Below are 25,763 nucleotides of genomic sequence, written 5' to 3' on the forward strand. Positions count from 1 at the left end.
AAAATTGCAAGCCTTAACCACGTCTTTTTCAATTTTTGAATGTTTTGTCTATTTCTAAACTCTTAAAGCGCAATAATTTTATCTGTTCTTTGCCACACATTCTTATTGTGAGTAGCGATGATAATGATGCGCTTATCATTTTTCATATCAATCAAAAGATTCATCAATTCTGTTGCATTCGTTTCATCAAGTGCTGCCGTAGGCTCATCTGCCAAGATTAGTGGAGGATCTTTTAAGATTATCTTTGCCAAAGCCACGCGCTGTGCTTCTCCACCTGATAGCGTATAAATTTTCTGTTCTAATCGTAAATACTCAAGTCCTACTTTGGACAATGCAGCTAGTTGTAAACTTTTACGTTCACTCTTTGATAAACGCTTACCGATAAGTCCTAAATCCAGATTTTCTCTAATACTATCATTTTCTAATAATCCAAAGTTTTGAAACAAATAGCCCAACGTATCTTTAAAATAGCGGTTTGTTTTAATCTGCTTAAGCTCTTGATTATCGTAAATTATGCTGCCTTTATCGTAAGTTTCGAGCTTAGCAATCATATTTAAAAGTGTTGTTTTTCCTTTGCCACTATTACCTATTAATGCATAGATTTTTCCGGTCTCAAAGGTGATAGAAAAGTCAGTAAATACCTGACGTTCTCCAAAGTGTTTGGCTATATTCTTTACTGTGATCATACTATTTTCCTTTCAAGATAGACACTGATTTAGCATTTTCACGAGACGCTTGATACCCCAGTGTCGCTAAAAGATTTCCTAAAAAAATAAGTCCTACGAAGCTTACTATGCCTACCAACCTAGTTAAATAGAAAACGGGACCAATAGCTATCACTAAGCTAGCAAACTGTATGAGTATGTAGGTCTTATGCAGTTCTAAAAAACGCATACCCGCTAATCTTTTGATGAAAATATCTCTTCTAAACTGTTCAAAATAGACTAAATTCATTACATCAAATAACAAAATAGAAGTCCCAACGCTTAAGAACACACCTACAATCATAGTCAATAAACGTACATCCTCATCATGTACTTGCTGAAGAAACTGTAGTCTATCATTCGTAATGTAGGATACACTACTATATAAATCCTTATTTTTCAACAATTTAACCAATTTATCATAACTATTAAAGTGCATTGAGTTTACAGCAACACCTGCCCAATACTGATACGAATTTGGCGTAGTGCCCGTTGACTTTGGTGTCACTACTACAAATACAGGCGAGATAACCAATTGTTTTTGCGTTGCCCTAAGGAAAGCATTGTATAAGAAACAATCTCTATCTTTGATATAATCTACCCTTGGTTCTTTTAAATCAAACACCTTTGGACTGGTGATGTCTTCTGTCTCATGTGACAAGTCATCCAACAACTGGCTAGCTTTCTTTTGATAGGCAGCTTCTTGTCCCTTTAGACTTTTTGGAAATACGAGAGCATATTCTCCTGTTGAGAAATGTGTGATATAATCCTTGGTTTCTTTAGATAAGTGTACATTTCCTTTTTTAAAATAATCAGGTGTCACATACAAAATAGGATGGTTATCCAAAAGAAGAGACTGAAAGTTTCTGCTTTCAACACTATTAGCGCTGGTAAAATCAACTGCTATTGCTTGGTGAGAAGCAACTGCCTCTTCACTCATCTGATACCACTTTTTATCACTTTCTTGCATTTTTTCTTGTGTCTCAAGACCAGCTCCGAAGTTAAGTCGAGGCTGTACCTCAGATTTGTGCCTTGTCCAATCATTCTCTCCTTTTTTCAAAACTAAGTGGTTATCATAAGCTGCTTTCCCCTCTTGTATAGCCCACCCAACCGTAACAATAGTTGCTATCTGACAGACAATTAAGAGAAAAAATACATTTTTTAGCGGAAGTTTTCCCTTTAACAAATCGCATAAGTGAACTTCTTTTACTGCTAAAATATAAACACCCGCAAGTAAAATAGACATAGACATTAAGATAAGAATATAAAAAAGAGTACCAACTAAAACAAGGAGAGCTTGCGTGGAATATAGTTCACCAAAGCCCAGCAGTATAGAGCAACCGATGCCAATCGATAATAGAGCTGAAGTTAGTAATGTCAAACCATCTTGATAACAGAGACGTTTAAAAATACGGTAGGAACTTTCACCGGAGATGAGACGTACACTGACCGAACGCATATCTTTGATTTTAGTTGTCACAGCGATAGAAAAGAAAGTGATTACAAAAATTAGAACTGTTATTAGACTCACTTGATTAAGAGCTACCGAAGCAAGTATCATGAGTAAAGGTGTTTTGGTATCAGCAACTGCGCTATAGCCTAAACTCATGAATTTTTGCGCTAACTCTTTTGAACTCAATCGTCCTCCTATGATGAGATAACTATTGACAAGGTCGCTTTCACTTGCGCTTTTGGCATTAGCAACTGTTAGTTTACGAGGCCTCTTTCCTTTACCATAAAACTGATAAGTAAAGTCTGTTTTTCCTTTCTGATTTGGCTCTACAATCCGTCTTGCAATAACACTCTCTTTATTGTCGGCTAGCTTTGTCAGAGCACTAGTCAACTCTTTTCTATTGGCTACTTTTTTGCCTGCTATATTTGAGCCGACAACAGTTGCTGACGGATAACTGATGAAATGTACAATACTACTATTAACTAAAATCATCTCTGTCAAGAACAACGATACTATCAGCGTTGATAATACAATAAAAACTCTCTTCATATTTCACCTCCTAAAAACAGTAGGCTATTGTAGCCTACTGTTTTTAATCTATCTAAAATTATAGTAAAAAGCTACTTGCTCTCCAAAAGAGGTTTTAATTCTTGCATAAGAAGTCTTTCCAGCAGATGCTTCTCCTTTGTCTGAATGAGAATCCCTGCGACTAACAACCGTGGAGGTATGGTAGCGACTTCCGTGATAATAGTTTGAAAAAGCTCCTCCATTGTCAGATCCGTAAGTCCAAACACCACCACTAGGATAGGCTACAGCAGCAGAAACAGTGGTTACCAGTGTTGTAGAAGCAACTGTAGCTAAAACAGCCTGTGATAAAATCTTTCTTACTTTCATCTTAAGACTCCTTTTCCGTAAAAACGCTTGAGCATCAACATGGATGCTATAAGGTGCAATAACGACAATATTGCTAGCAAAACTCAATAACTTATAAGTTAAGTCATATTATAGCTCAATAATACAACGCTTTCAATGTCTTTGACGTCCTCTTTTTTAAAATAGCGATCCTTATGACCTTATCAAAAAGGACTTATAAGTCCTCTTTGATAAGAGAGTTTAAGTCAGCTGTCATTTCAGTTTGAATATGATCTCTATAATCATTTAACTCAAAAAGACTAGCTAACTCTAAGGCTTTATTATAATCAGCAACCGCCTCTATGACATCCTTTTTTATAAAGAGTTCATATTTTGCCTCATAAAGAATAATAAGAGGCATTTTAGTGAAATTTTGCAGGGCTCGCATGACATCTTTACTCGTTTGTGTCACACTATCCAATAGATGGTAATAATGCGACCGTGAAAGGGAGACTAACAGCATAAATAGCACCCTTTGCATACAGATAAGCTCTTGCTTAGTAGCATGTACTACTCTATTTTTAACGTAATTTAAAATATTTTTACTGAGTTTTTTTAACGCTTTATCGCCAACTAAATTGAGCACATGCACATTAAGCACACTGTAGTCTGCTAAGGTCAATTCTTGCGAAAAATCAATAATTTCAAAGTGCTTATTCAAGTCTTTATTAATCGGTAGATTCCCTTTTTTAAACGATAATCTTTCAAAAAACAACACATCTATAAACCATTTTTCCTCATCTGTTAACTCATCGTAATAATCATTATACAAGGATTCAAACAGGGGGTGATGCACTCGAAAGTCTTCAACTGCCAATAATTTATTTTTTAACTCTATGTAGGCTTGCGATTTTTCGAGTTGAACCTCTCCTAATAAAACAGCAAGCGTTACTCCAAGTTGTCTCGCAATATACTCAATCGTAGACAACTTAGGCGATGCAATCCCCTTTTCAATTCTAGAGAGTTGTCTTACAGTTAAGTATTTTTCATCTCCACACAATGTTTTTCGTGTTATTTTTTTCATACAGCGTATATTTTGAATGCGCTCTCCTAATAGCATAGACTTCACCTCCATCTTATCATTATTATAACAAAAAAGCTTGAGCTTTCACTCAAACTTTTCATCGTGACGGTTGAAAGGAATGATTCTATCATCTGTTGGAGCAATCCTATCAGCTTGCTTACTTTTTACTTTTTGCTTTGCCTCTTCTTCGTAGATAGCCTCACGTTTTTCACTCGCATCAATATTTAGGACAAGCCCTACCGCTACAGAGAGAACTAAAAGACTATTTCCTCCTTGGGATAAAAAAGGAAACGTTACTCCTGTAGATGGGATAAGCCCTGAGATACCACCGATATTGACAAAAACTTGCATCAAGAGCATACCACCAATACCCAGTGCCACCATAGAATTAAAAGGATTTTTCGCCTTGATACCGACATGAAGGATACGTAAAATCAAGAAGAAAACTAGACCTAAAATGAGACAGGAACCGATAACTCCCAGCTCTTCTATCACGATAGAAAAGACAAAATCCGTTGTTGACTCCGGTAAGTATCCTCTCTTTTCAATGGAGTTTCCCAATCCTAGACCAAACCAGCCACCATTACTCATAGCATAATAGGAATTTGCTAACTGATGTCCAGAATCTGTCAAGTCCTTAAAAGGATTATAGAAAGCGCTAAAACGTTTGGCAACATATCCAAAAATCGGCACCTTTGCCATCGTATTAACACCGACAATAGCAATCATCCCAAGAAAAACGGCTGATATTGTCACAATAGCGCTCAAAAGTCCCGAAAACCAACGGTAACCAACTCCGCTGACAGAATACATAATAATAGCTGTCAAGACGATAATAGCTGCATTTCCAAGGTCTGGTTGAATGACCACCATTCCCACTAATACAATCGCGTAAACTCTCCAATCTCTAAGATCTGACCACTGTTTAGGAATCCAACGTCGCTTCGTTAAGGCTTGATAGTCATAAGTCTCAATTAACTTTTGCTTTCTAGCAAATATGAAAGCTAAAAGCCAAACAATAAGCACTTTGAGATATTCTGCAGGCTGAAAGCTAATAGGGCCCAATACAATCCAACCGTGTGCTCCATTAACCGTTTTTGTGAAGAATCGTGCGATAAAGAGCAAAACCACTTCAATCATCAGAATAAAACGCAAAACATTTCCATTTTTTAAGAAGTTTAATTTGAGCTTATAGATAAAAGCGATTGCCATTAGACTCACTATCCAAAATCCTAATTGATTGAAGACGGACTTAAACGGATTGAGACCACTACTAATCAAGCTAACACTAGTTGTTGAATAAATGATAATCAGACCTAGCACCGATAATATCAAATAGGGAATGAAGATAGAGTAATTTAGCAAATGTCGTTTCTCAATTTTCATAAAGACCTCGTTCATTCAAAACTTGCATTTCCCATTATAACATCTTTAAAGATAAAGTAAAAGCGCAATAGCAAGATAAAAACCTATAGTCCAAAACTATAGGTTTCTCTATTAGCCTGAATTACGCAATCCTGTTGCAATACCATTAATAGTAATATGGATAAGTTTTTCGTAGTCTTCATCTAGCTGATCATTGCGTAAACGTTTGATGAGTTCGATTTGGATGTAATTGAGAACATTGAAGTATGGTAGGCGATAATCAAGACTGGCACGTAAGCTTGGACTTTCTGCCAATAAATCATCATGACCTTCGATAGCTAAAATCACATTTTTTGTTAATTGCCATTCGTCCAAGATGATATTAAAGACATCCCTAACCTCTTCTTCCTTAGCTAACTGAGCATATTGGAAAGCGATATTCATGTTTGATTTTGAAAGAACCATATCCACATTTGATAGCAATGAATTAAAGAATGGCCAAGTCTTATACATATGTTGCAATTTAGCGAGATTTGCCTCATCTTGATCAATAAAATGCTTAAAAGCAGAACCAACACCATACCAACCTGGGAACATGATACGGTTTTGTGACCATGAGAATACCCACGGAATCGCACGTAACCCTGAAATCTCAGTGATTGTCTTACGAGCAGCTGGACGCGATCCTATATTGAGACTTGATACCTCCTTGATAGGACTAGCTTCAAAGAAATAATCATAAAAATGAGGATTGCCAAACACCAAATCACGATAAATAGCATTACTATCCTTCACAATAGTATCCATAATTTCTCTAAAACCATCTATCTCACTTGGATCAGCAATCATTTGAGTCACCATACGGTTGATAGAAGCTGAAATCAACATTTCTAAATTGTAGTAAGCAGCATCTTTGTTTCCGTATTTATTTTCGATGATTTCTCCTTGCTCTGTCAGGCGGATACGGTCTTTTATAGATCCAAATGGTTGAGAGGTAATAGCCTCATATGATGGACCTCCCCCTCGTCCAACCGTTCCACCGCGTCCGTGGAAGAAAGTGACCTTGATATCATGGTCATCACCAATCTTGGTCAAATCGTTCTGAGCTTTGTAGAGCGTCCACCCTGAAGCAAGGTAGCCTCCATCTTTATTAGAGTCAGAGTAGCCCAACATGATTTCTTGATAACCTTTTTTGGAAGCAATCCATTTTTTAACAATATCATATTCAAGATACTGTGTCATGATAGCACGTGAATTATCCAAATCTTCAATTGTTTCAAAGAGTGGCACGATTTGAACACGAGCTGATTTACTGTCTATTAGCCCAACTTCTTTTAGCATAATGGCTAACTCAAACATATCAGAGACACTTTCGGTGTGTGATATAATGTGCTGTTTGATGACATCATCGCCCAGTTGATCTTTCAATTCACGCGCAACCCTAAAGATAGCCAACTCTTTTTCTAAAAGTTCTGACTTAGGCGCATTAGTCACAGAGAGAGGGCGTGGATCTTCTAAAAGTTCTTTTAATAAAACTTGACATTTCTCATCCTCTGAGAGTTCGCTATAATTATCAACGATATGCGCAGATTTGAGCAATTCTGCGACACAAGTTTCATGGACACTAGAGTCTTGACGCATATCAATGCTAGCAAGATAAAAACCAAAAACATCAACAGCTTGAAGCAATTCTTCAAAATCACCCGTGATAAGCACATGATTTCCATTAGCTTCTAAAGACTCTTTAATAACGAGCAGGTCTTTTTTTAAATCAGTAGCACTTTCATAATAAGGAAAAGCTTCTTGCTTAAATTCTGACGCCATTTCAGTGAGCTTATCTTGAACATAGCGAGCAACGACACTAGCATTGTTTGTACTAGTGTAAACATCCCCTAAGCTTGTAATGCGTTTTGGAATACCATCTGTCTTGAGCTCAATAAGTGTTTGGATTACCTTTGATTGAATAAAATTAAAAGCTTTTCGATAAGGTTCGTTTTCACGATAAACAGAGGTATCCTTTGATTTTTCCGCCATTTCCTTTACCGCTTCAGACGCTTGACAAAGCGTTGTTGATAATGAAAATGTGCGGTAGAGACTCGTTAATTTTTCAATGTAGTAATTGAGGATAACTTCACTTTGCACAGTTGCTGACATATGCAAGGTCTCAGCTGTGACATATGGGTTCCCATCACGGTCTCCACCAATCCACATTCCCATCGTTATAGGTCGTGGATTATCCAGCGTCAAACCACGTTCACTCGCTAGTTTTTTATACTCGGTAGTTAGTTTTGTAATGGCTTTAATCAAGGAAACATTATAGTACTCCATAACATTTGTAATTTCATTTTTGACCTTGAGTTTGCGTTCACGGATAATATCTGTTTGCATGATAATCTCAACATAGCGCCGCAACTCATCAAGCCACTTTTCTCTGTTAACGATACCCGCCTGCACATCACGATACTTGCGCAACAAGTCATGAATCTTAGTAGTCAACTCAAGAACCGTTTTACGCTGCACTTGCGTTGGATGAGCTGTCAAGACCGGAACAACATTGACTCGCTCTAGAATTTCCTTGGCATTATCCTTATTACTTACAGTATCAATAGTTGCAGACAGTTTACCAAGATAATCACTATCAGTATTATTAGCATAATTGACCTTATAGGCAAGATCAACATCCTCAGAGATGTTGATGAGAAGTGGTAAGATAGCGAAATATCGTGCTACCACAATCATCTCGTCATTGCTAAGGGTCGCAACGAGCTTTTCTAACTCCACATATTGATCGGTAGCAGAGAGAGCAACTAACTCTTGGATAGTCTCAAAAGTTTTCTCTCCTACCAATTGCTGAGCCGTTTCATCAAGCAAGCTCTTAAGAATTGCAACTTCTTCGGTGATATGCCCATTGCTACTGCTACTTTCTAATTTTTTAGTCGTCACAGATTTCACTCCTCTCATCTGGCTTTAATAACAACTAAAGACTTATCTAGCTATTATCATACCCTTTTTACCCTTAAAAGTAAACTATTTCTAAAAGATTACCTGTTATTTACGAATATTCCGACAAAAAAGGGAGTAAAAAATAGTTGTTATCGTTTTCACTTATGATATACTGATTAGTAAAATACACCTAAAGGAGATACCTATGAAACTCAAAAAACGTTCAGAATTTCCAGAAAATGAACTTTGGGATTTGACTGCTCTTTATAAAGACCGTGAAGATTTTTTATTAGCTATCGAAAAAGCCTTAGCTGATGTTACTATTTTTCGTCAAAACTATGAAAATAAACTCTTTACTGTTGACGACTTTACACAGGCTTTAATGGAAATTGAACATATTTATATCCAGATGAGTCACATTGATACCTATGCATTTATGCCACAGACAACAGATTTCAGCGATGAAGTATTTGCCCAGATTGCCAAAGCTGGTAGTGATTTTATGACTAAGGCTCAAGTTGGACTTCGTTTTTTTGAGACAGCTCTCGCACAGACCGATGAGGCTATATTGGATGAATTAGAGAAAAATCCACACTTTAGTGCCATCATCCGTCAAGCAAAAATCCAAAAAGACCATCTCTTAGCACCAGAAGTCGAAAAAGCACTGACCAATCTCAATGAGGTGATGAATGCTCCTTACGATATATACACTAAAATGCGCGCTGGTGATTTCGACATGCCGAACTTTGAAATAGACGGTAAGACCTACACGAACTCATTTGTCTTATATGAAAATTTCTATCAAAATCACGAAAATGCTGACGTTCGTAAAAAAGCTTTTCGATCCTTTTCATCGGGGTTGAGACGACATCAAAATGCTGCAGCCGCAGCCTACCTTGCCAAAGTTAAATCTGAAAAATTAGTTGCTGATATGCGTGGTTACGACTCCGTTTTTGACTATCTCCTTGCTGAACAAGAAGTGGAACGTGCCATGTTCGACCGCCAAATCGATCTGATCATGACCGAATTTGCTCCAGTTGCTAGAAAATTCCTCAAACACGTTGCCAAAGTCAATGGACTTGAGAAAATGAGTTTTGCCGATTGGAAACTTGATATTGACAATGCTCTCAATCCCGATGTGACCATTGACCAAGCTTATGACTTTGTCATGAAATCTGTCTCTAGTCTCGGAAGCGAATATACAAGAGAGGTTGAGCGTTATCAACAAGAGAGGTGGGTCGATTTTGCAGCTAATGCCAACAAAGATTCTGGTGGTTATGCAGCCGACCCTTATAAAGTTCATCCCTATATCCTCATGAGTTGGACAGGTCGTATGAGTGATGTTTACACCCTCATCCATGAGATAGGACATTCTGGACAGTTTATCTTTTCTGATAACAACCAGAGCTACTTCAACACTCACATGTCTACCTACTATGTCGAAGCACCATCGACTTTCAATGAACTTTTGTTAAGCGATTATTTGGAACACGCTTTTGACACGCCTCGCCAAAAACGTTTTGCTCTAGCTCACAGATTGACAGATACCTACTTTCACAATTTCATTACACACCTTTTGGAAGCTGCTTTCCAACGAAAAGTCTACACGATTATAGAGGAGGGGGGAACTTTTGGAGCAGAGCAATTAAATGCCATAATGAAAGCTGTTTTGAATGAATTTTGGGGTGATGCTATTGAGATTGATGACGATGCAGCTCTCACTTGGATGCGCCAAAGTCACTACTACATGGGACTATATAGCTATACTTATTCTGCAGGATTAGTGATTGCAACTAGTGGTTATCTGCACCTTAAATCAAGCCCTAATGGAGCTTCTGATTGGCTTGATTTTCTAAAGTCTGGTGGCAGTAAAACACCACTTGAAACAGCAAAAATCATTGGTGCTGATATTAGTACTGACAAACCACTGCGTGATACCATTCAATTCTTGAGTGACACAGTTGATAATATTATCGCCTATAGCTCAATGATTTAACAAAAATACGCTAAAAATCTGCTTGTAGAGACTCTTTGAGTAATGATAGTGATTATTAACATTACTAACTGAGAAGAAAAGGGCGAAAAATTTTGCTATTTTTTTCATTTTACGATACAATGAAACCAAATGAGAAGAAGAATCAAGCCTATTGTGGTCTATCTCTTTCTTGGTTTTTTTGTATTTTGTTTGCTCTGTAGTTACCAAAAAATGCAAAAAGCTTACGAGCAACAACTGATAAACGCTAAAAATAGCATCCCTTCCGTCAGTGCAACAGATACAACCAAAACAAAGACAAGCACCACAGATAAAGACGAATTTGTTCTAAAACCAATAATTGATATATCAGGTTGGCAACGTCCTAGCGAGATTGACTATGACACTTTATCCAACAATATCTCCGGTGCCATTGTCCGTGTCTATGGCGGTTCACATATTAACAGTCGCAACAACGCTGCCCATACCACAGGTGTGGATAAAGCTTTTAAAAAACATATCACCGCCTTTCAAAACCACCATATCCCAGTTGCAGTTTATAGTTATGCTCTTGGTAAAAATATCAAGGAAATGCGCTCAGAAGCTAGAAGTTTTTACAAATATGCTTCCCCTTATAACCCTACTTTTTATTGGATTGATGTCGAAGAAAAAACCATGTCCAATATGAATAAAGGAGTCAAAGCCTTTAGAGATGAACTCAAAAAGTTAGGTGCTAAGAAAGTTGGACTTTATATTGGTACTTACTTTATGGAAGAACAGGGTATCTCTACTAGAGGATTTGATGCCATTTGGATACCAACTTATGGTACCGACTCTGGCTACTATGAAGCTGCACCAAATACGACACTTGCCTATGATTTGCATCAATACACCTCGCAAGGTGTTTTACCTGGTTTTGATAACACTCTTGATCTCAACCAAATCGCAGTGACCAAAAACACCAAAAAAACCTACGAAAAATTATTCGGAAAAATAACTTCTAAGAACTAGTGTGCCCATTTAGATTACATGCGTTTTACGACAACTTAGAAAGGATAAATATGGTAAAAACAAAAAAACTCAAAAAAACGCTAGTCGATCAGATACTAGATAAGGCAAAAATAGAACATGATAGTCTCGCCCTAAATGCCCTATCAGATGACCTACCAGATGATATTGACAAGTCTGATATTTACAAGACCTTGGCGCTTATCGGTGATAGGACGGGACCTATCATTGGTATTGTCCCTATCACAGAGCATCTCTCTGAAAAGAAACTCGCCAAAGTATCTGGTAACAAAAAAGTCAACATGATTCCACAGAAAGACTTGCAAAAAACAACAGGTTATATTCACGGAGCAAACAATCCTGTTGGGATTCGGCAAAAACATGCTTTTCCCATTTATATTGACAACACTGCACTCAACAAAGGCTTTCTTATCGTCTCTGCTGGAGAGATTGGACGTTCGATTCGCATTGAGAGTAAAAAATTGGCAGATTTCGTCTCTGCTGACTTTGCTGATTTACTAGAAAAACATTGAATAATACGATGAAGATTTATTTTGTAAGACACGGTAAAACCGAGTGGAATTTAGAAGGACGTTTTCAAGGAGCACAAGGAGATTCACCACTCCTTATCGAAGCTAAAGAGGAGCTAACCAGACTTGGTATCTTTTTATGCGATATCCAATTTGATGCAGCTTTTTCCAGTGATTTAAAGCGAGCAATAGACAGTGCCATGGTGATTATGGCACAAAACAAACAGCCTGTGTCGATAATCACCACTCCCACTCTTCGTGAGTGGCATTTAGGTAGGCTAGAGGGTCAAAAAATCTCTATCATCTCCGCTATTTATCCACAGGAAATGATAGCCTTTAAACGCAATCTAGCTGCTTTTCATTCAGGTTATTTTGGCGCAGAAACACCTCATGATACCACTAGACGCATCCAATGCTTTTTGCAATCATTAGCTAACAAGGATTATCAAAACATCCTCATCGTTGGGCATGGCGCCAATCTGACGGCTTCTATTCGCACCCTTTTAGGCTATGATATTGGGGAAATTCGCCAAAATGGGGGTCTTGACAATGCTAGTCTGACTATCCTTGAAACAACAGATTTCAAACACTACGATTGTCTCACCTGGAACGATAAAACATACCTTGAAGCAACGGAAATCATTACTTAAAAAGGATTTTGAAAACTCCAAAATCCTTTTTTGTTTAACTTGCGTACTTCATTCGCAAAACTTTTTCTTGTTGTGGAGTTAAACGCAATAAAATCACAACTTTATCAATACTGATATTACTCTCGAGCAAACGCTCGGCTGCCATCATCAAACCATTATTAATCCCTAGTTCAAGAACAGGATTCTTTTTATCATTGACATCAAAGATAAACTTATTATCCGGTAAATCAAAAAGAACTTTAACCGCCCCATAGAGTTGTTCAAAATTATCAATTTCAAGGTCATAAACCGGTCTTGTACCTGGCTTTAGCTTACGTCCACGGTGATTAAACCACATAGAATGCCAACCACCATTAAAAGCACCCATAATATCGTTGTCATAAGAATCACCTACATAAAGAGTTGTCGCAGGGTTCATATCAAATTGCTGAGCAGCAAGATTAAAAATTTCTTTTTCAGGCTTTTGAAAGCCAGTCGCTTGGCTGACGATGACACGCTTAGGATTGATATAATCGTAAAGTCCCAGTTTTTTCACTTTTTTGAGCTGATGTTCTGTCGGACCATTCGTAATCACTCCCATTGGCACGTTTTTAGACTTCAAAAAATCAAGTGTCATACGCATTTCATCTAGCATGGTGATATTTTCTAGTTCTTTTTCATACACTTGTTGAAAGTGGATACCCTTGGCTTGATCGATCTCACAATAACCAAATTCAAGGAGTGTCTCTTTACAACGCCAGAACCTAAAATACTCTGTCGTCCATTCACCAGTCATTACACGTGGAAAACCAATATCAGAATAATGACGAAAGCGAATGTAAGCCTGATTGATACAATTCATATCAAAATCTGGAAAACACTTCTCAACAGCTAACCTATAAGGTGCTTGTTGATCATAGATGGTGTCATCAATATCAAATACAATAGAAGTAATCATACTAAGTCCTTTCTAATCCATATTAGTATACCTTTTTTAGAGCATTATTGCAATGTGATATCTATCACAAGATTAAGAAGTCTAGCCAGACTAAAAATATAGTGAAGTCTCTTATGATTTGTGATATAATAGCGGAGAAAAACTACTTGGAGGAAATAATGTCAAACGAACATAATAAAACATTAAACGACCAACAAATTGTTCGTCGTGAAAAGATGTCCGCTTTAATCGCTCAAGGAATAGACCCTTTTGGCAAACGATTTGAGCGCACAGCAACATCTGGTCAACTAAAAGCAAGATACGCTGACAAAACCAAAGAAGAACTACACGAAATCAACGAGACAGCTACCATCGCAGGACGTCTGATGACCAAGCGTGGAAAAGGTAAAGTTGGCTTTGCACATCTCCAAGACCGAGATGGTCAAATTCAAATCTACGTCCGAAAAGACACTGTTGGGGAAGAAAACTACAACCTCTTTAAAAAAGCTGACCTTGGAGACTTTTTAGGTGTCAAAGGCGAGGTTATGCGTACCGATATGGGGGAACTCTCCATCAAAGCAACACATATCACTCACCTCTCAAAGGCGCTACGCCCATTACCTGAAAAGTTTCACGGACTTACAGATGTTGAGACTATCTACCGTAAACGTCACCTCGACTTGATTTCAAACCGTGACAGCTTTGAGCGATTTGTCACACGTTCACAAATCATCTCTGAAATTCGCCGTTACCTTGACAATCTTGGTTTCCTTGAAGTGGAAACTCCAGTTCTTCACAACGAAGCCGGTGGTGCTGCTGCTCGCCCATTTATCACACACCACAATGCTCAAGATATGGATATGGTCTTACGAATCGCAACAGAATTGCACCTAAAACGTTTAATTGTTGGTGGTATGGAGCGTGTTTATGAGATTGGACGCATCTTCCGAAATGAAGGTATGGATGCTACACACAACCCTGAATTTACCTCCATTGAGGTCTATCAAGCTTACGCTGATTTCCATGACATCATGGATTTGACAGAAGGCATTATCCAACACGCTTCAAAAGCTGTTAAAGGTGACGGTCCTATTTCATACCAAGGAACTGAAATTGCCATTGACAAACCATTTAAACGTGTTCACATGGTTGATGCCATTAAAGAAGTCACTGGTGTTGATTTCTGGAAAGAAATGACTCTCGAAGAAGCGCAAGCTATTGCCAAAGAGAAAAATGTACCAGTTGAAAAACACTTCACTTCAGTTGGGCACATCATCAACGCCTTCTTTGAAGAATTTGTCGAAGAAACATTGATTCAACCAACATTCGTTTATGGTCACCCTGTAGAAGTATCACCACTTGCTAAGAAAAATGTAGACGATCCACGCTTTACAGACCGTTTTGAACTCTTTATTATGACAAAAGAATATGGTAATGCCTTTACTGAACTCAATGACCCCATTGATCAACTTGAGCGTTTCAAAGCACAAGCTGCTGCCAAAGAGCTCGGTGATGACGAAGCAACTGGCATTGACTACGACTACGTTGAAGCTCTTGAGTACGGTATGCCACCAACTGGCGGACTCGGTATCGGTATTGATCGCCTTGTCATGCTACTCACTGATACGACGACTATTCGTGATGTCTTGCTATTTCCGACGATGAAATAGAGTTTCTTAATACAAAAACCCGAACATCTCATTTAAAGATGTTCGGGTTTTTGTATTAAGAAACTCTATTGATGAAACAAGTCTATCTTCTAATTTCTGCAAGGTTATCGTTGAGAAAGTCAGCAATAGGTTGAATTACCGCTCTTGCTAGTAATACAGGAACAGCATTCCCAATTTGCTTATAAATTTTATCAATCTGAGCATTCTTTGATATTTCTCTTCCTGACTTTCCGATAGCTGATCCCTTACTAAATTCAAACCAATCTGGAAATGTTTGAATTCTAGCAATTTCTTTTGTTGATAATCGTCTATTATCTCCATTAAACTTCCAACGCTTATGCTCTTCTTCATCATAATAACTCGTCATCGGTAAACCACCTGGATGTTGTGGAGCTTGTCTTCCACTTGCCTGTATTGTAAAACTTTGGTCATTCCATGATTTTTTCCTATTTCGAGACATATAGATTGTACTATATGTCCCCTCGAAAACTTCTCCCGGATTACTTTCTAAATCTCCAATAGCTTCTCTCAAAGTAACCCATGGCACCTTCTCAGACAATAAATCTATTTCAGTTGGACTTCCATGAGTAGGTAATGGTAACTTATAGTGATAATCAAAATTTTTTTCAATTTTGTCTTTATGAACACCAACTAAAAATACACGTTCTCGAGATTGTGGTACACCATAGTCTCTTGCATTTACAAGGTGAGCCGTTACAGTATAGCCAGCACTTGAAAAATCTTCTATCATTTGTTTCAATACCTCACCTTTTCCTAACGTCATCATTCCTTTTACATTTTCTGCAACAAAAAATAACGGTTGGGTTTGAACTAACTCACGAATAAAATGTATGTACAAAAAATTTCTTTCGTCATCTATCAAACGAGGACCCGCCTCACTAAATCCAGGACACGGGAATCCACCAATTGTTAAATCATTATTTGGAAAATGTGCCACTTTTCTTATATCCTTTTGATGTTGGATAATATATGAACTAAAATTCTTTTTGTAAGTTTCATTAGCTTCTACAAACATGTCATTTGTATAAATAGTATGAAATAAACTTTTACTTCTAACGTCGTCAAATAACGCTTTATTATTAAACGCTTTAATTGCTTCGGCATACCCAATTCTTGATACCAAACCTGCAAGTTCTGTCCCTAAATCTAACCCACCAGCTCCAGAAAATAGTGAAACAACATTAATGCGATCATTTCTAGTTTGTACTTTTTGAACTAATTCTAAATCGGATGAATCTTCAATAATCTTATTCGTTTCTTCTTTTATTTTTTTTAGTAAAACATCTTTTACCTCTTCAGTAGTTAAATTGGATGCTGATTTAAATTTTCCTCTAGATTTTTCTTTTTCATCTTTTATATTTTTTCTCATTTCTATCTATATTGTCTTTCTAAATATTCGTCTTATCTATCTTAGCAAAAATTTAATATAAAGGCCAGAAAAATTATTCATTCATTAAATCTGGTCGGCAGCAGTTTTCTGAACTAATATCATCTGTATTCTTAATATTTAATTCTCTTAAAGTCTCAAATAGTTTACTTGCCATTTCATTTCCCTTCCTAATCAATGGAGAATCGTAACGAAATACAGGAAGTAATTTTTCTTCCTGTACTTCCCAATCTATTTGAACAGCTAATGGTCTATCACCATCAAACTTACCCTCAAATGTTCTATAATTTAATGCTTTACAAGCAAAATATACATCTGGGTGCTCATCAACATATTCATCAATCGCCTGTAAATTATTGATAAGTACTTGGGAATCATCTAGTTCATCGGTTCTTAGCATATAATTCGCAACGCCTGAATTAGGAATTTTAACTCCATCAACCATTGCATCCTTTTTATCTACTGGCAAATTTTCTCCAGAATAAATATCTAAAATTTGCTTTTTAGTTAGTTTAAGTTTAGTTGATAATTTTCCACTTTTAACATCAAGAAGTTCATACTTCCACCCCAAAGTTATAGAACCATTGAAGCGCCCTTTTTTAATTATAATAGGTCTGCATTCAAATTCCTTTTTTATTTGAGTAGTACCAGACTCTATTATCTTCATCCAATCACTTCCCAAAAGCGCTTCTGCTCTCTCAGCTTTCATTTTATTTTCTATAAATTGGGCATTCTCTTGCTTATATGAAATTTTAAATTCATATTTTTTAGAATGATTATCTTCTGCCTCGATATAAATATCAGTCTTACACTCTCCTGAAGCAACTGTTGGTTTAGCAACCCTTAAAACTTTTAATTTTTCTCCTTTAAAATCAAAAACAGTGCCCACTGATAATGTCTCAGCAATCTTATGTTCATTTCTTGAAAAAGTTTTTCCCATATCCTATCACTCCTTATTCTTTTCATCACCGATACCGATAAATAACTGAGAAATTGAAATATTAAATCCACTTGCAATTTTTTCAATATTTTTTAATGAAACATTTCGTTTCCCAGATTCTATCGAAGCATAGTAAGTTCTATCCATTCCAATTTTAAATGCAAATTTTTCCTGACTTAATCCTGTTTGTTTTCTTAATTCTTTGATTCTTTTCCCAAATACAACTTGTATCATTAATTCAGTCTCACTTTAGCAGATTCTTTAATTTTTATTTTAAAGATTTATGCCTATTTAGCAACGGACTATGAGCAACAAAAAATTACCTCTTTTATTAAACATTTTATAATCATTAAACCCATTAAAACACATTTTATATTTTTCAAAAATTTCTTGTTGAAAAGCTCTAAAATTTTTCAGCTCTTTTTATACATATAAATTAAAACTTATACTATTTTTATTTCAGATTTATCTTTCATTTTTAAGCTCCTTTGCTACAGCATAGTCAAATAAATAAGCATTGTACTATGCTTATTTCCTTAATCTCCTAGCATTTATTTTTAAGCACGATTAATTTTTTAAAAAAGCATACATATTTTTCTTTTAATCTGAACTTTTTTACGCTATAATGAAAATATCACTATTGGAAGTGAAAAGTCCTACGTATGATGTTCAGCTATCTGCTCTACTTTTTCATTAGCACTATCCTTATGGGATAAATTTTACTAGCAGAGTAATCGCTGAATTAGTGATACATCTAAAAACAGGCTTAGGCTTTTCTTAGAAAGAAGTTTTATGAAAACTCATCACACAACATCAAATATTTCTCTAAGCGAGGTCAATCAGAGTATTGATGTTCCTAAAAATGCCTCCTTTTGGCGAACCTTACATGCTTTTTTAGGTCCTGGCGCACTTGTCGCTGTCGGCTACATGGATCCAGGTAATTGGATTACCAGCGTCGTAGGAGGAGCTAGCTACAAATACCTCTTACTATCGGTTGTATTACTCTCTTCTCTCATGGCAATGCAACTCCAACAAATGGCAGGAAAACTAGGTATCGTCACTCGTCAAGATTTAGCACAAGCTACTGCCAACCACGTGCCACGAAGTATTCGCTATATTCTCTTTGTTATCCTAGAATTGGCACTTATGGCGACAGACCTAGCCGAAGTTATCGGTTCAGGAGTAGCCCTTCATTTGCTGTTTGGCTGGCCACTACTCTTTTCTATTCTTATTACGGTCTTTGATGTCTTCTTGCTCTTGTCCATCATGAAATTGGGATTTCGCAAAATTGAGGCTATCGTCGTAACCCTGATTTTGACGATTCTAGTGATTTTTATCTATTTGACAGTCATCTCAAAACCAAGCATTTCTGGGATTTTGATGGGATATATTCCACAATTATCTGTCCTTGATAGTAGTGAGGTTGTTGCTGATAATACGAGATTAACTCTAGCTTTAGGAATCATCGGAGCGACCGTTATGCCACATAACCTCTACCTGCATTCCTCTATCTCACAGACACGTAAAGTCAACTATGACAAGCCTGAATCTATCAGACAGGCGGTTAAATTTATGACATGGGACTCTAATATTCAACTATCTGTAGCTTTTATCGTCAACTCTCTTTTGTTGATTTTAGGGGCTTCTCTCTTTTACGGTCATGCTAACGAAATTAGCGCCTTCGCACAAATGTATCATGCTCTCTCAGATAATACTATTGCTGGCAGTATAGCAAGTAGCCTACTCTCAACACTTTTTGCCATAGCCTTACTGGCTAGTGGTCAAAACTCAACCATCACAGGAACACTGACTGGACAGATTGTTATGGAAGGGTTCTTACGCCTTCGTATGCCTCAGTGGCTTATCCGCTTAGCCACTCGTTTTCTCGCACTACTGCCTGTCATCATCGCAGCAATACTCTTTGGAGATAAGGAAACAGTACTCGATGAGTTGATTGTCTACTCACAAGTTTTCTTATCAGTAGCTCTACCGTTCTCACTTTTCCCATTGATTTACTTTACATCTCATAAAAAACTCATGGGAGAATTTACAAACGCTAGATGGAATACTATTATCGCTTATGTAGGCGCTACTGTTTTGACTTTCTTAAATATCAAACTAATCTTTGATCTCTTTTAATACAAGGAACTTATCTATGTCTGCTATTTATCGACTACTAATCATTAGTCTATCGACAGCGATTCTAGCTGTCCTCTCACAACTCACCATTCCTATCGGTATCACACCTATCACCTTACAAACCTTTGCCGTTGGGCTTATTGCTAGTCTTTTAAAATGGAAAGAGGCGTTGCTTGCAGTGATACTTTATATCCTTCTCGGAGCTCTTGGACTACCTGTTTTTTCAGGGGGAACTTCTGGAATTGCCACTCTAGTCAGTCCCAACTCTGGCTTTATCTGGGGCTTTCTCCTCTTTGCGCTTGTCACTAGCCTCCTACCCAAAACAAATATCTTAAGTTTATTTCTTGCTAATGTTTTTGGTGATTTGTGCATTTTTGTCTGCGGTCTCTTATCCTTACATTACCTTGGACAGTTGTCTTGGGAAGCTAGCTTTTTGGCAGGTTTTCTTCCTTTTATTCCTGTCGAGCTTATCAAAATCCTCCTTATCAGCATCATTGTTCCAAGATTACGCCAGAGTCTAAAAACAATTACCTATTTTCAATCCTAATAAAAAGCCCAGTTGCTTGTTTAACTGGGCTTTTCAGAACTGCTAATAACGACCTAGCAGTTTTTTAATTCCTTGAATTATCTTATATTTTACAGGTCTTGGGTAATAACGAAAAGTTCCCATTTTCCGAACAATGTACCCATTAAAATTTTGCTTAAAGCGAAGTACGCCGTCAGTGCCGTCAAAGACCCCCATAATACCTAGAAAGTTATACAAGGGAATGTTGGCATCAATAGCTTGAAGCATAGTAGTATATTGGAGGAGAAAAGGTGCTGATAATTTTTTAAATTGGTTATCAGAACCTCCGAATAAGTAGGTTACCTCTGATGGTAGATAAATCATTAAAGCTCCTGCTAGTGGCACTACTTCATCTTTATAGTCTTGTGCAAAAGGTTCTAGCAGGGTAATTGCTTTTTCGATGCTTGCTTTTTCTTGTTTACTGTTAGCAGTAGTTAGAGCTGTTTGTAGCTTGTTGAGGGCTTGAGTAAATTGTATCTCAGCAACTACAAAAGCCGTTTTCGTCTGAAAGCTATCAAAAAATTGTTGGTAATAGTGAATGTCTTTACTTGAAAATCCCTGACGTTCTCCCGTTTTTTGCACTAGCCAAGAAAATGTCTCTAATTCATGACGTTCAAGAGCTCGAATAGTGATACCTAGTTGTTTCGCTTTCTTGATATTGCGTTGACTATTCTTATTAAAAGACTTTAATAGTTGGTTGTTGTCAAGATTTGACAGGTCTTTAATATAGTGCCAATGAGGCTCACCATCTGGATACCCTGTCTGCAAACCATCAAACTGATAACCTAAGTCTACCAAGTCTGTAATCAGCTCTTTTTTCTCCTTACTTGTTGCTTGACCATTGCTATCAAAAGTTTGATAAGTATCGTAGGGTTTGATGAGTAACTCTAAAGCACCATTTTCTTTAGCATAATCACGAAGTGCACTATAAAAAAGCTTTAAATCTTCTTGTTTTGATGATACTGGACCAGAGTTGATTTCCATACGGAGACCACCCCTCTCTGGCATGCTATAGAGAAGACCTGCCACAGTTAACTCTCCATCAGATTCCCAACCAAGATAAGTGACATCAAATCCTCGGCATCTTAGCAAATCTGCCATTTCCACCGTTTGCATAAAAGAACGCTCACTACAGCAATTGCTAAATTTTTCATAGGCTTCCCTAGATAGTTTTTTTAACACTTTTTTCTCCCTGTTCTATTTTCAAGAAAATCACTTAGACGACTGTTTAAGATTTGACTAGTAGTCTCTCGGTCTTAAAAAGCTTGAGTGAAGCTCAAGCTTTTTATTAACCGATAATACTGCCATTTGGGACAGACTCATCCACAGTGAGGAGGGTTAAGTTACCCTCATGTTCAGCAGATAAAATCATACCTTGACTGATATATTTCTTCATCATCTTACGTGGTTTGAGATTAGCAACAATCTGAACCTTGAGTCCAATCAGTTCTTCAGGATTGGGATAAAAGTGGGCAATACCTGAGAGAATCTGACGATGCTCGCTATCTCCAGCGTCCAAGCGGAACTGAAGGAGTTTATCAGAACCTTTGACTTTTTGACAGTCGATAACCTCTGCTACACGAATTTCTGCCTTATCAAAGTCCTCAAACTTGATTTGTGCCTTGTTTTCGAGAAGTTCGACATCTTCTGGTATCCATTCTTTTTCTTGAGCAGGTTTACCAGCTTCCATTTGCTCTTTGATGTAGCCAATTTCCTCATCCATATCAAGACGTGGGAAGATTGGTGTACCTTTGGCAACAACTGTCGTACCTTCTGGTAAATCACTAAGTGCTAGATTTTCAAGGCTTTCTACTTCTGGTAAACCGAGTTGGGTCATGATGGCGTTTGATGTTGTCATCATAAATGGTTGAATAAGGTGCGCTACCACACGCAAACTTGCTACTAAATGACTCATGACTGCAACCAATTGTGTCCCTCTATCTTGTTCTTTCGCCAAGACCCAAGGTGCTGTTTCATCAATATATTTATTGGTACGAGAGATGATAGACCAGACTGCTTCTAGCGCTCGTGGATAATCCACTGCCTCCATTTGTTCATGGTAAATAGCTAATTGACTAGCAATCTCCATCTCAAGACTACTATCAAAAGCGGTCACACCTCTCACAAAAGCAGGTACTTTCCCATCAAAGTATTTATTGACCATAGCGACTGTACGATTAAGGAGATTGCCAAGATCATTTGCCAGTTCATAGTTAATTCTTCCCACGTAATCCTCAGGTGTAAAGGTACCATCAGAACCAACAGGCAAACTTCTCATGAGATAGTAGCGTAATGCATCAAGCCCATAGCGTTCTACCAGCATTTCAGGATAAATGACATTTCCCTTAGACTTAGACATCTTGCCATCTTGCATGATATACCAGCCGTGTGCCACCAAACGCTTTGGAATCGGTTGACCCAGCGCATGTAAGAAGATTGGCCAGTAGATGGAATGGAAACGCAGAATATCCTTTCCTACCATGTGAATATCTGCAGGCCAAAATTTTTCCACACGATTTTCAAGATCGTTTTCAAAACCAAGTGCTGTATAGTAATTAAAGAGAGCATCTAACCAAACATACATAATATGCTTAGGATTGCTTGGTACAGGTACTCCCCAAGTAAAGCTCGTTCGAGAGACTGCTAAATCTTCCAACCCTGGCTCAATAAAGTTTTTAATCATTTCATTCATGCGACCATTTGGTGTGATGAAGTCTGGATGTTCTTTGTAAAATTCTAGAAGCCAATCAGCATATTTGCCCATGCGAAAGAAGTAAGACTCTTCAGAAACCCACTCAACAGTATGGCCGCTAGGTGCTATGCCACCTATCACCTTACCGTTTTCATCACGAAAAACCTCAGCCAACTGATTTTCAGTGAAAAACTCCTCATCAGAGACCGAATACCAACCTGAATATTCGCCAAGATAAATATCATCTTGTGCTAGTAATTTCTCAAAAATACGCTGAACTGCCTTTTCATGCTCAGGATTAGTCGTACGATAAAAAACGTCGTAAGAAATATCCAATAACTTCCAAAGTTCTTGGATACTTTTTGCCATGCCATCCACGTAAGTCTGTGGGGCAACTCCCGCCTCTTTTGCTTTTTCTTGTATCTTTTGTCCATGCTCATCAACTCCGGTCAGATAGTAAACATCATAACCCAAAAGACGCTTATAGCGTGCTTGAACATCGCAAGCAATCGTTGTATAAGCAGAACCAATATGAAGCTTACCTGAAGGGTAGTAGATCGGAGTCGTAATGTAAAATGATTTTTTTTCTGTCATGATAATCCTTTCCAAGCAAATGGGCTTGCCTTTCTGCTCTATTATAACATAAAAAGAGAGATTTTGCGAGATAGAAAAAGAGAAGAAAGATACTCCAAATAGGAAATGAAGCTATTCATAAGCAACAACATCCAATTGACCATTGCTATACTCAGCAATAAAGATCTGAGAAACATCAGTATAGCCCTCTTCTGCTAACTTATCTAAAAGCCAGCTCTCGCTTTTATCCATACTATCTAAAATATCTTGTTGAATGACACCATCTGTTACCAGCGGATACTTAGGATTTTCCTCCCCTGCTTGCACTACGATAAGCTGACCATTTTGCTCTAGCACTGCCCGCTTAACATCCTTAATTTTAAAAATTCCCTGTCCGCGAAGTTTAAGTGCCACATCTGATGCAGATAAACCTGCACTACGACTAGCCTCAACATCCAAAATACCTCGTTTGATGAGAACAATAGGCTTTCCGTCCACTACTCGTTTGACAAAGGCAGAGTTCGTTTTTAGCCACTTTAGAGACAAGACCAAGACTGTCCAGATAAGTAGGATAATACAATATTGCAAAATGGAGATGGCTGGACTGTAAATGACACCACCAATAATGCCTCCCAACACATAGTTTTGTATCTGATCGCTAGCTGAAGTTGGTGCTAGATTACTCTTTCCAGAAATATTGATAACCAAAATTAGCGATAGTAAACCTATAAACAATTTAATAGCGACATCCATATAATTCAAGGTCATTTATCAACCTCCACAAGTTCTACATCTGCATTGACTAGCTTTATTTTTTCTAACAAATAAGTATCTACTTCGCTACCCGAAATCGCACGATAAAACTGTTTTCCCACTTTGAGAATGGCGCCATCTGTCTCTGCTGAGGTATTGACATAAACTTTGGACTTGTCTACCCCCAGTTCTTTTGAGACAACTTCAATAAAATGAAGCGAGGTTCGGTATTGATTGTCCGAAGCACTATGTGTCTGAAAATTGCTGATACTAATACAGAGCACAAGTCCCATGATAAGCACAAGGATAATGACCAACTCGCGATACTTGCTATCTTTTTTGTGCCTATAAGCCTGAACAGAAGAGACCATCGTCGCTAGTAAAAGTAAAAGAAAAAAGCCCATCATCAGCCAGTTACTGGAACTAATTTGACTTAAGACATAATCGTAAGAATAAAATTTCATAGCCTTATTATAAAAAATATTCGCTTCGTTTTCAAGGCCCCTACAGCTTTGATAGACTTATCATTTTTTTAATACTTGGGTTTACTTGCTCGTAATTTTTCGTGTTTTAACCATGTGGCAATCTTGCTAGCAAGTTCTTTAGTCATTTCAAAAGCGCCAGCAATTTGTTCTTTACTAATACCGTCAACATGAACACCTGAGGTAATCACACAATTTTGTGGCAACAGCTCTGCTATTTCTTCCAAAAGAACATCAGCCAAGACGTCATCTTTATGAAAACGTCCTGAATGACTTGGAAAACGCACCACTTGCTTGTCCGCATTTTCTTGACAATAGGTGGTCACCGTACCAATATGAGGATGGCTTCCACCTGTCAATTGAATAAACAAGTCAGCGCCAATATAGTCAACTTGCGCTTGAATAGAATACCCATAGTCTGTCACTTCAAATATTGCCATCTAATCACCATCCCAACGTCCATCATAATCATTATGGATATGTAAAGCATCTAACAACTTAGCAGTATTGTGATCAATAATATCTTGTAAAGTTTTAGGATGATTGTAAAAAGCTGGCACAGGCGGAATGACCTGCACACCCATCCGTGATAATTTTGTCAAATTTTCCAAATGAATCGTATTTAACGGTGTCTCACGTGGGACAATGATGAGTTTACGTTGTTCTTTTAAAGCCACATCAGCTGCACGACCGATTAGATTGTCTGAAAAACCGCAAGCAATACCTGCAACAGTTTTCATGGAAGCTGGAACAATCACCATGCCATCTGTCAAGAATGACCCAGAAGCAATTCTAGCACCCAAATCTTTGTTAGAATAAAGCACATCACACAAACTAGCGAATGCATCACGTGGCATATTTAACTCCAATTGTAAATTCTCGTGTGCCCAATCAGACACAATGACATGTGTCTCAATTTCGGGATATTCCTTAAATTTTCTTAATAAATTGATAGCATAGATTGTGCCTGAAGCACCAGAAATAGCTACCACAATACGCTTTTTGTTCATAAATACCTCTTGTTTATAAATGTTCATCTACTACGATGACAATCAAAATAAAAG

The 25,763-nt window shown here is 37.5% G+C and carries 23 protein-coding genes; 7 read left to right on the top strand and 16 right to left on the bottom strand.

The annotated features are described in order from the left end of the window. Positions 1 to 62: 62 nt before the first annotated feature. From NXS10_RS07010 to ppc, 6 genes are all read right to left on the bottom strand, one after another. Positions 63 to 686, bottom strand: a complete 624-nt coding sequence (locus NXS10_RS07010) for a putative bacteriocin export ABC transporter (protein WP_259139092.1) — start codon at positions 684 to 686, stop codon at positions 63 to 65. Between the two features lies 1 nt (position 687). Next, positions 688 to 2,706: a DUF1430 domain-containing protein gene (locus tag NXS10_RS07015; protein WP_259139093.1), complete on the bottom strand. Its 2,019-nt coding sequence runs from the start codon at positions 2,704 to 2,706 to the stop codon at positions 688 to 690. 48 nt (positions 2,707 to 2,754) lie between these two features. After that, entirely contained in the window at positions 2,755 to 3,051 is a 297-nt protein-coding gene (locus NXS10_RS07020) for a lactococcin 972 family bacteriocin (protein WP_259139094.1), read from the bottom strand. A 193-nt stretch (positions 3,052 to 3,244) separates the two neighbouring features. After that, positions 3,245 to 4,129, bottom strand: coding sequence for a helix-turn-helix domain-containing protein (locus NXS10_RS07025; protein ID WP_259139095.1), 885 nt, complete (start codon positions 4,127 to 4,129; stop codon positions 3,245 to 3,247). A gap of 48 nt (positions 4,130 to 4,177) precedes the next feature. After that, positions 4,178 to 5,479, bottom strand: coding sequence for a cell division peptidoglycan polymerase FtsW (ftsW, locus tag NXS10_RS07030; RefSeq protein ID WP_259139096.1), 1,302 nt, complete (start codon positions 5,477 to 5,479; stop codon positions 4,178 to 4,180). A gap of 111 nt (positions 5,480 to 5,590) precedes the next feature. Beyond that, complete coding sequence (ppc, locus tag NXS10_RS07035; RefSeq protein ID WP_259139097.1) at positions 5,591 to 8,401, bottom strand: phosphoenolpyruvate carboxylase; 2,811 nt, start codon at positions 8,399 to 8,401, stop codon at positions 5,591 to 5,593. A 205-nt stretch (positions 8,402 to 8,606) separates the two neighbouring features. Here ppc and pepF point away from each other — a divergent pair, with 205 nt between their 5' ends. The 4 genes from pepF to NXS10_RS07055 all read left to right on the top strand — a co-directional run bounded on the left by pepF (position 8,607) and on the right by NXS10_RS07055 (position 12,561). Continuing rightward, the gene (gene pepF / locus NXS10_RS07040) at positions 8,607 to 10,397 is read left to right on the top strand and encodes an oligoendopeptidase F (RefSeq protein WP_259139098.1); all 1,791 of its coding nucleotides are present in this window, start codon (positions 8,607 to 8,609) and stop codon (positions 10,395 to 10,397) included. A 129-nt stretch (positions 10,398 to 10,526) separates the two neighbouring features. After that, the gene (locus NXS10_RS07045; RefSeq protein WP_259139099.1) at positions 10,527 to 11,384 is read left to right on the top strand and encodes a glycoside hydrolase family 25 protein; all 858 of its coding nucleotides are present in this window, start codon (positions 10,527 to 10,529) and stop codon (positions 11,382 to 11,384) included. Between the two features lie 50 nt (positions 11,385 to 11,434). Beyond that, a complete protein-coding gene (locus NXS10_RS07050) occupies positions 11,435 to 11,914 on the top strand; it encodes an aminoacyl-tRNA deacylase (RefSeq protein WP_259139100.1) in 480 nt (159 codons plus the stop codon). Between the two features lie 8 nt (positions 11,915 to 11,922). After that, on the top strand, positions 11,923 to 12,561 hold the full coding sequence (locus tag NXS10_RS07055; protein ID WP_259139101.1) for a histidine phosphatase family protein: 639 nt from the start codon (positions 11,923 to 11,925) through the stop codon (positions 12,559 to 12,561). Between the two features lie 34 nt (positions 12,562 to 12,595). Here the strand turns inward: NXS10_RS07055 and NXS10_RS07060 are convergent, their stop codons facing one another. Continuing rightward, positions 12,596 to 13,498 carry an HAD family hydrolase gene (locus NXS10_RS07060; RefSeq protein ID WP_259139102.1) on the bottom strand — a complete coding sequence of 301 codons (903 nt, stop codon included), beginning with the start codon at positions 13,496 to 13,498 and terminating at the stop codon, positions 12,596 to 12,598. A gap of 158 nt (positions 13,499 to 13,656) precedes the next feature. Between NXS10_RS07060 and lysS the strand changes: the two genes are divergently transcribed. After that, a complete protein-coding gene (gene lysS, locus NXS10_RS07065; RefSeq protein WP_259139103.1) occupies positions 13,657 to 15,147 on the top strand; it encodes a lysine--tRNA ligase in 1,491 nt (496 codons plus the stop codon). 82 nt (positions 15,148 to 15,229) lie between these two features. Here the strand turns inward: lysS and NXS10_RS07070 are convergent, their stop codons facing one another. The 3 genes from NXS10_RS07070 to NXS10_RS07080 all read right to left on the bottom strand — a co-directional run bounded on the left by NXS10_RS07070 (position 15,230) and on the right by NXS10_RS07080 (position 17,729). Further along, positions 15,230 to 16,537 carry a DNA cytosine methyltransferase gene (locus NXS10_RS07070; RefSeq protein ID WP_259139104.1) on the bottom strand — a complete coding sequence of 436 codons (1,308 nt, stop codon included), beginning with the start codon at positions 16,535 to 16,537 and terminating at the stop codon, positions 15,230 to 15,232. 73 nt (positions 16,538 to 16,610) lie between these two features. Continuing rightward, positions 16,611 to 17,495, bottom strand: coding sequence for a hypothetical protein (locus tag NXS10_RS07075; protein WP_259139105.1), 885 nt, complete (start codon positions 17,493 to 17,495; stop codon positions 16,611 to 16,613). 6 nt (positions 17,496 to 17,501) lie between these two features. Further along, positions 17,502 to 17,729, bottom strand: coding sequence for a helix-turn-helix domain-containing protein (locus NXS10_RS07080; protein WP_259139107.1), 228 nt, complete (start codon positions 17,727 to 17,729; stop codon positions 17,502 to 17,504). A gap of 558 nt (positions 17,730 to 18,287) precedes the next feature. On the opposite strand from NXS10_RS07080, the gene NXS10_RS07085 reads away from it, so the two are divergent. Beyond that, positions 18,288 to 19,634, top strand: coding sequence for an Nramp family divalent metal transporter (locus tag NXS10_RS07085; RefSeq protein WP_259139108.1), 1,347 nt, complete (start codon positions 18,288 to 18,290; stop codon positions 19,632 to 19,634). A gap of 16 nt (positions 19,635 to 19,650) precedes the next feature. After that, positions 19,651 to 20,181, top strand: a complete 531-nt coding sequence (locus NXS10_RS07090) for a biotin transporter BioY (RefSeq protein WP_259139109.1) — start codon at positions 19,651 to 19,653, stop codon at positions 20,179 to 20,181. A 42-nt stretch (positions 20,182 to 20,223) separates the two neighbouring features. Here the strand turns inward: NXS10_RS07090 and NXS10_RS07095 are convergent, their stop codons facing one another. The 6 genes from NXS10_RS07095 to NXS10_RS07120 form a co-directional block, all read right to left on the bottom strand. Then, positions 20,224 to 21,381, bottom strand: coding sequence for an aminoacyltransferase (locus NXS10_RS07095; protein WP_259139110.1), 1,158 nt, complete (start codon positions 21,379 to 21,381; stop codon positions 20,224 to 20,226). 106 nt (positions 21,382 to 21,487) lie between these two features. Beyond that, a complete protein-coding gene (metG, locus tag NXS10_RS07100) occupies positions 21,488 to 23,485 on the bottom strand; it encodes a methionine--tRNA ligase (RefSeq protein ID WP_259139111.1) in 1,998 nt (665 codons plus the stop codon). Positions 23,486 to 23,596: 111 nt separating this feature from the next. Beyond that, the gene (locus NXS10_RS07105; RefSeq protein WP_259139112.1) at positions 23,597 to 24,232 is read right to left on the bottom strand and encodes a DUF421 domain-containing protein; all 636 of its coding nucleotides are present in this window, start codon (positions 24,230 to 24,232) and stop codon (positions 23,597 to 23,599) included. After that, positions 24,229 to 24,681 carry a DUF3290 family protein gene (locus tag NXS10_RS07110; protein ID WP_259139113.1) on the bottom strand — a complete coding sequence of 151 codons (453 nt, stop codon included), beginning with the start codon at positions 24,679 to 24,681 and terminating at the stop codon, positions 24,229 to 24,231. Before NXS10_RS07110 ends, NXS10_RS07105 begins: the two co-directional genes overlap by 4 nt. 68 nt (positions 24,682 to 24,749) lie before the next feature. Beyond that, entirely contained in the window at positions 24,750 to 25,139 is a 390-nt protein-coding gene (gene lpdD / locus NXS10_RS07115; protein ID WP_259139114.1) for a prenylated flavin chaperone LpdD, read from the bottom strand. Next, positions 25,140 to 25,709, bottom strand: coding sequence for a UbiX family flavin prenyltransferase (locus NXS10_RS07120; protein ID WP_259139115.1), 570 nt, complete (start codon positions 25,707 to 25,709; stop codon positions 25,140 to 25,142). Positions 25,710 to 25,763 lie beyond the last annotated feature (54 nt).

The organism is Streptococcus sciuri, assembly GCF_024814375.1.
In the GTDB taxonomy this organism is placed as follows: domain Bacteria; phylum Bacillota; class Bacilli; order Lactobacillales; family Streptococcaceae; genus Streptococcus; species Streptococcus sciuri.